Origin of the sequence: Paracraurococcus ruber (genome assembly GCF_004353985.1) — a bacterium.
GTDB classification, from domain to species: domain Bacteria; phylum Pseudomonadota; class Alphaproteobacteria; order Acetobacterales; family Acetobacteraceae; genus Paracraurococcus; species Paracraurococcus ruber.
In genome coordinates this window covers 1-5,671 of record NZ_SMOA01000322.1, presented here as the reverse complement: position 1 = coordinate 5,671, position 5,671 = coordinate 1, and the positions used below count along the sequence as shown (strand labels likewise).

Annotated in this window: 6 protein-coding genes; 5 read left to right on the top strand and 1 reads right to left on the bottom strand. The window is 73.6% G+C overall.

Features of this window, described 5'->3' with window-relative positions; genetic code table 11:
- Window positions 1-310 precede the first annotated feature (310 nt).
- Genes E2C05_RS28090 through E2C05_RS28070 form a run of 5 tightly spaced genes read left to right on the top strand, consistent with a single transcriptional unit; the run spans window position 311 to window position 5,026 of the window.
- Window positions 311-703, top strand: a complete 393-nt coding sequence (locus tag E2C05_RS28090; protein ID WP_158292416.1) for a DVU3141 family protein — start codon at window positions 311-313, stop codon at window positions 701-703.
- Window positions 700-1,497 (top strand): ABC transporter permease, encoded by a 798-nt coding sequence (locus E2C05_RS28085; protein ID WP_158292415.1) that lies wholly within the window; start codon window positions 700-702, stop codon window positions 1,495-1,497. Before E2C05_RS28090 ends, E2C05_RS28085 begins: the two co-directional genes overlap by 4 nt.
- Window positions 1,498-1,502: 5 nt before the next feature.
- The gene (locus E2C05_RS28080; protein WP_133222944.1) at window positions 1,503-2,156 is read left to right on the top strand and encodes an ABC transporter ATP-binding protein; all 654 of its coding nucleotides are present in this window, start codon (window positions 1,503-1,505) and stop codon (window positions 2,154-2,156) included.
- 31 nt (window positions 2,157-2,187) lie between these two features.
- Window positions 2,188-3,306, top strand: coding sequence for a capsule biosynthesis protein (locus tag E2C05_RS28075; protein ID WP_240046925.1), 1,119 nt, complete (start codon window positions 2,188-2,190; stop codon window positions 3,304-3,306).
- Window positions 3,296-5,026 carry a polysaccharide biosynthesis/export family protein gene (locus tag E2C05_RS28070; RefSeq protein WP_133222943.1) on the top strand — a complete coding sequence of 577 codons (1,731 nt, stop codon included), beginning with the start codon at window positions 3,296-3,298 and terminating at the stop codon, window positions 5,024-5,026. Before E2C05_RS28075 ends, E2C05_RS28070 begins: the two co-directional genes overlap by 11 nt.
- Before the next feature lie 133 nt (window positions 5,027-5,159).
- Here the strand turns inward: E2C05_RS28070 and E2C05_RS33485 are convergent.
- Window positions 5,160-5,671 (bottom strand): hypothetical protein (locus tag E2C05_RS33485; RefSeq protein WP_158292414.1); only part of this gene is annotated, 512 nt, incomplete at its 5' end.

Here is a 5,671-nt window from a genome sequence, read left to right as displayed (position 1 = left end):
GGCGTCGCCGGCAGCGTCGCGCCGCAGCCCGGCGGCGATGGCGGTGCCGACCGGGTCCGGGCCGGCCGCCGCCAGCGCCGCCACCGGCGCCCAGGCGGTGCCGAAGCGGGGCGCGCGGAACAGCCCCTCCCCCGCCGGGGGGCGGGCCATGCCTGTCGCCGCCCTAGGCAGGTGCATCGCCGCCGCGTGGCCGGCTTGTCACGGCGGCGATCCGACTGCTGCCGTTGCGCAAAGCTTCACGAACCATGGTGGGAAATTTCTTGCCCGTGCTTCGCACTTTGGTAGAGGAGGCGAAGGAGACTGCGAACACATGAATTTCAACGCGCCCGCCCGCGCCCTGTCCTTCGGGACGATCCGGGGCCGGGCGGCCCTGCCGGGCCTCCTGCTGCTCCTGCTCGCCGGCTGCGCCGCGGGCGGGCCGGCGGCACCCGGCGCCCCGGCGGCGGCCACCCCGGCGCCCCGGGATGCGCTCGGCCGCTTCCTCGCCGGTGCCGCGCCCGGGCAGCAGGGCAGCGTGACGCTGGAGGATGGCCGGACCACCCGGGTGCGCGTGGTCCGCGCCTATGCCGCCGCCAGCGGGCGGCAATGCCGCGAAGTGTTGCTCGGCGAAGGGGTCGGCGGCCGGGCGAGCCTGCTGTGCGAGGCCGAGGGGAACTGGGTCGCGGCCCGGCCCCTGCTGCTGGGCAGCAGCGCCCGGCCATGAGCGACGTCGTCGCGCCGCGGACAGGGCTGCTCGGCTGCCTCGGCATCCAGGCCCGCGTCATCGGCGCCCTGATGATGCGGGAGATGGGCGGCCGCTTCGGGCGCGACAACATCGGCTATCTCTGGCTGTTCGCCGAACCGCTGATGCTCGGCGGCGCCATCGGCCTGCTGCACGAGATCGCCGGCCACCCGCTGCCGGGCGGGCTGAACCCGTTCATGTTCTGGGTGATCGGCTACGTCCCCTACTATCTGTTCCGCGGCATCGTGAACAGCGCGCCGTCGATCATCGCCAGCAACCAGTCGCTGCTCTACCACCGGCGCGTGACGGTCGAGGACATCCTCTTCGCCCGCTTCCTGCTGGACGGCGCGGCGGTCGGCATCGCGCTCACGATCTTCCTGCTGGTCTTCGGCGCCATGCTGGGCGAATGGCCGGACGAGCCGGGGCTCATCGTGCTGGGCATGGCCGGGATGCTCGGGATCGCCCAGGGGCTGGCGATGCTGATCGCCGCCGCCACCGTCTACACCGAGCTGTTCGACCGCATCACCCACCTGTTCACCTATCTCTCGCTGGGCCTGACCGGCGCCTTCTTCATGGTGTTCTGGCTGCCCACCGACCTGCAGCAGGACGCGCTGCTGGTGCCGACCGTCCATTGCTTCGAGATGCTGCGGCGCGGCCTCTACGGCACGCAGGTGCCGACCACCTTCGACATCCCCTATCTCGTCGCCTGGGTGGCGGTGCTGAACCTGCTGGGCCTCGCCGCGCTGCGTCCCGCGCGGCGGCGGCTGGTCGTGTGACCGCCATGATCCGGCTGCAGGGCGTCCACAAGAGCTACAAGACGCATTTCGGCGCCAAGGAGGTCTTGCGCGGCGTGGATGCCGAATTCCGGCGGGGCGAGAAGGTCGGCATCCTCGGCCGCAACGGCGCCGGCAAGACCACGCTGCTGCGGCTGATCGCCGGGGTGGAACACCCGAACCAGGGCCGGATCGAGCGGCGGATGAGCGTCTCCTGGCCGCTCGGCTTCGCCGGCGCCATGCATTACGGCATGTCGGGCGCCGACAATGCCCGCTTCATCGCCCGCATCTACGACCGCCCGATGCAGGAGACGGTGGAGTTCGTCGAGGATTTCGCCGATCTCGGCAGCTACTACCGCATGCCGGTGAAGACCTATTCCTCCGGCATGATCGTCCGGCTCGGCTTCGCCCTCTCCCTCGCGGTGCAATTCGACTGCTACCTGGTCGATGAGGCGATCGCGGTCGGCGACACGAAATTCGGCCGCCGGGCGCGCGCCGCCCTGGCCGACATCAACGCGCGCAGCGCCCTGCTGCTCGTCTCCCACCAGGCCGAAACCGTGCGCGCCTTCTGCGAGACGGCGGCCATCCTCGATGACGGCAGGCTCACCCGCTATGACGATCTGGACGAAGCAATCGCCGCCTACCACGCTGCCGCGGCCTGATCCGGGGCTGTCGGCGGGGTGGTCCGGGCCGGTGCCGCGGCCGGGGCCCCTCTCGCGCCTGCGGCAGCGGGTGCGGCGCAACGCCTATCTGCTCACGGTCCTGCTGCCGACGCTGCTCGCCGCCCTCTACCTGCATGGCGTCGCCGCGCCGCAATACGAATCCGAGGCGCGCTTCATCGTCCGCGGCCGCAGCGGCGGCGGCGGGGGCGGCGCGCTGGAGCAGATGGCGCAGAGCGCCGGCTTCAAGCCGGCCTCCGAGGATGCCATGGGCGTGCGCGACTACCTCCGCTCCCATGATGCGGTGGCGGCGCTGCGGGAACGCATGTCGCTGGTCGAGATCTTCCGCCGGCCGGAAGCGGACCCGCTGGCCCGGCTGTGGTGGCCGCAGCCTTCGGCCGAACGGCTGCTGGACTATTTCCGCCGCATGGCCGGCGCGGAATACGACACGACCAGCGGCATCACCACGCTGCGCGTCCGCAGCTTCCGGCCGGAGGACAGCCGGCAGCTCGCCGAACAGCTCCTCGGCCTGTCCGAGCAGCTGGTGAACCAGCTGAACCAGCGCCTGCAGGAGGACAGCCTGCGGGTGGCGCGGGACGAGGTGGCGCGGGCCGAGCAGCGGCTGGCAGCGGCGCAGCTGGCCATCGCCGGCTTCCGGGAGCGGGAGCGGGCGGTGGACCCGACCCGCTCGGCCGCCCTCGCGCTCGAGAATATCGGCCGGCTGGAAGGGGCGCTGGCGCAGGCGCGGGCCGAGCTGGCGGAGGCGCTGCGCTTCGCGCGGGAGGACAATCCCCGCCTGGTGCCGCTGCGCAACCGCGTCGCCGCGCTGGACGCCCAGGTGGCGGAGGAACGCCGCCGCCTCGGCAGCCGCGAGGCCCGCGTGTCGCAGCAGGTCGGCGAGTATGAGCGGCTGGAGGTCGAGCGCGAGCTGGCCCGGTCGCAGCTCGCCTCCGCCACCGCCTCCCTCGAACGGGCGCGCGGCGACGCCACGCGGCAGCAGATCTTCCTGCTGCGGGTCGTGGAGCCGAACCTGGCGGAATACGCCCGCTACCCCAAGGCGACCCTGACCGTCCTCTACCTCTTCGTCGGGCTCTCGGTCGGCTACGGCCTGGCCTGGCTGCTGATTGCGGGAATGCGCGAACATGCGTCGTGAATGGACTGCCGCCTTCGCCGCCGGGCTGCTGCTGGCCGGCCCGGCCGCTGCGCAATCGCCGATCCAGTCGCTGCAGCAGCGCCAGGCACTGCAGCTGCTGCAGTCGCAGCCGACCACGGTGCAGCAGCTGCCGACCCTGGTCGATGGCGACCGGACGCTGAACCGCCAGGGCAGCGAGACGCAGTCGGAGGCGGGGCCGGGCGCGGTCAACCCGCTGGGCGACCCGGACCGCGGCACCAATGCGACCGCGGTCTTCGGCGCCGCGCTGTTCACCCGCGACGCGCCGGCCATCAGCGACGCGCCGAACCCCAGCTACCTGATCGTGCCGGGCGACCGCATCTCGGTCCGGGTCTGGGGCGCCGTGGATGCGGAAGTGGCGACCCAGGTCGATCCCTCCGGCATGATCTTCCTGCCGAACATCGGCCCGATCCGGGTCGCCGGCACGGCCGCCGGCGCGCTGCAGCGGGTGGTGGAGCAGGAAGTGCGGCGGGTCTTCACCAGCCAGGTGCAGGTCTATGCCGTGCTGCTCTCCACCAGCCGCGTCGGCGTCTTCGTCACCGGCCATGTCCGCGTGCCGGGCCGCTATGCCGGCTCGGCCGCCGACAGCGTACTGGACTTCCTCGTGCGGGCGGGCGGCGTCGATCCGTCCCGCGGGTCCTACCGCGACATCACGCTGCAGCGCGGCGGCAGCACCATCGCCAGCATCGACCTCTACCGCTTCCTGCGGGAAGGCCGCCTGCCGCAGGTGCGGCTGCAGGAGGGCGACACGCTGGTCGTCGCCCGCCAGCGTGCCCTGGTCGGTGCGGAAGGCGCGGTGCGCAACAACTACCTGTTCGAGGTGCCGGCCCGCAGCATGACCGGCCAGGAGCTGCTGGACTATGCCCGGCCGCTGCCGGCGGCGACCAATGTGGTGGTCAAGGGCACGCGGGGCGGCCAGCCCTATTCCCGCTACGCCACCCTGGCGGAGTTCCGCGCCCTGCCGCTGCAGGACCAGGACGTCGCCACCTTCATCACCGACGCGCCGGCGCGCACCGTGCGGGTGACGGTGGAGGGCAGCCGGATCGGGCCTTCCGTGCTGGTCGCCGACCGCGACGCGCAGCTCTGCCAGGTGCTGGACCATGTCGCGGTGGACCCGGTGCTGGCCGATACGCGGTCGGTCTTCCTGCTGCGGCCCTCGGTCGCGGCGCAGCAGCGCCGGGCGATCGACGAGGCGCTGGACCGTCTCGAACGACAGTTGTTCCTCGCCGTCTCCCCCACCACCGGCGTCGCGGCGATCCGGGCGAGCGAGGCCAACCTCGTCTCCTCCTACATCCAGCGGGCGCGGCGCACCCAGCCGGAAGGCCGGCTGGTGGTGGTCGACAGCGGCGGCCGCTGCGCCCCGGTGCGGCTGGAGGATGGCGACGTCATCGTCATCCCGGAGAAGTCGCAGACCGTGCTGGTGGCCGGCGAGGTGACGGCGCCGCGCGCCGTGGTCTGGCGGCCGGAGATGCGGATCGAGGACTACATCAGGGCGGCCGGCGGCTATGCCGCCCGCGGCAGCGACAGCGCGCTGATGATCCGCCGCGCCAGCGGCGAGCTGGTGCTGGAGCCGAACCAGCCGCCTCGCCCGGGCGACGAGCTGATCGCCCTGCCGCGGCTGGACCCCAAGGCCTTCCAGATCGGCAGCGACCTGCTGGGGCTGATCTACCAGGTGGCGGTCTCGACCCGCATCTTCCTGTAGCGGCCGCGCGGCGCGTGCCCTGCCGGCCAGCCTGGTCGCTGGCCGGCAGGGCAGCGGCGCCCGGCTTGAAGCCGCCGCGCCGGCCCGGCGCGCGATGCCGCTGGCTGGGCGCCGGGACAGCCGCCCGCCGGCATCAGCCCGGCGGCAGCCGCGCCAGGGCCCGGCCCTCCAGGTAGTCCAGCCGGGCCGCATGGTCGTCGGCGCGGCAGGCCATCAGGCTGCAGACGCCGACCCGCTCGGCGCCGCCGGCGCCCTCCGCCGGCTCGACCGCCAGCATCAGGTCGCCCTCGCCCGGCGGCACGGTCAGCATGGCGAAGAGCCGCTCGCCGGGCCGCGCCTCCAGCCGCTGCAGCAGCCCGACCGGGTTGCGCTCCCGCGTTGCGCGCAGGCCGAAGCGGCCGCCCTCGGGCGGCGCCGCCAGCTCGAGGAAGACGCGCAGCGCCGTGTCGGCGGCCTCGGCCGGCAGCGGCAGGCGCAACCGGCTCTCGCCCGGCACGGCCCAGCTGCCCCAGGCCTCCAGCGCCGCCCAGCCCGGCCCCTCCCGCAGCAGCTCGGCCAGGGCCATCGCCGGCGACGGGTCCGGCCCCGGCAGCAGGGCGAGCGGGTGCAGCGTGCCGAGCGGCGGCGCCAGCCCGGCGAGCGGCG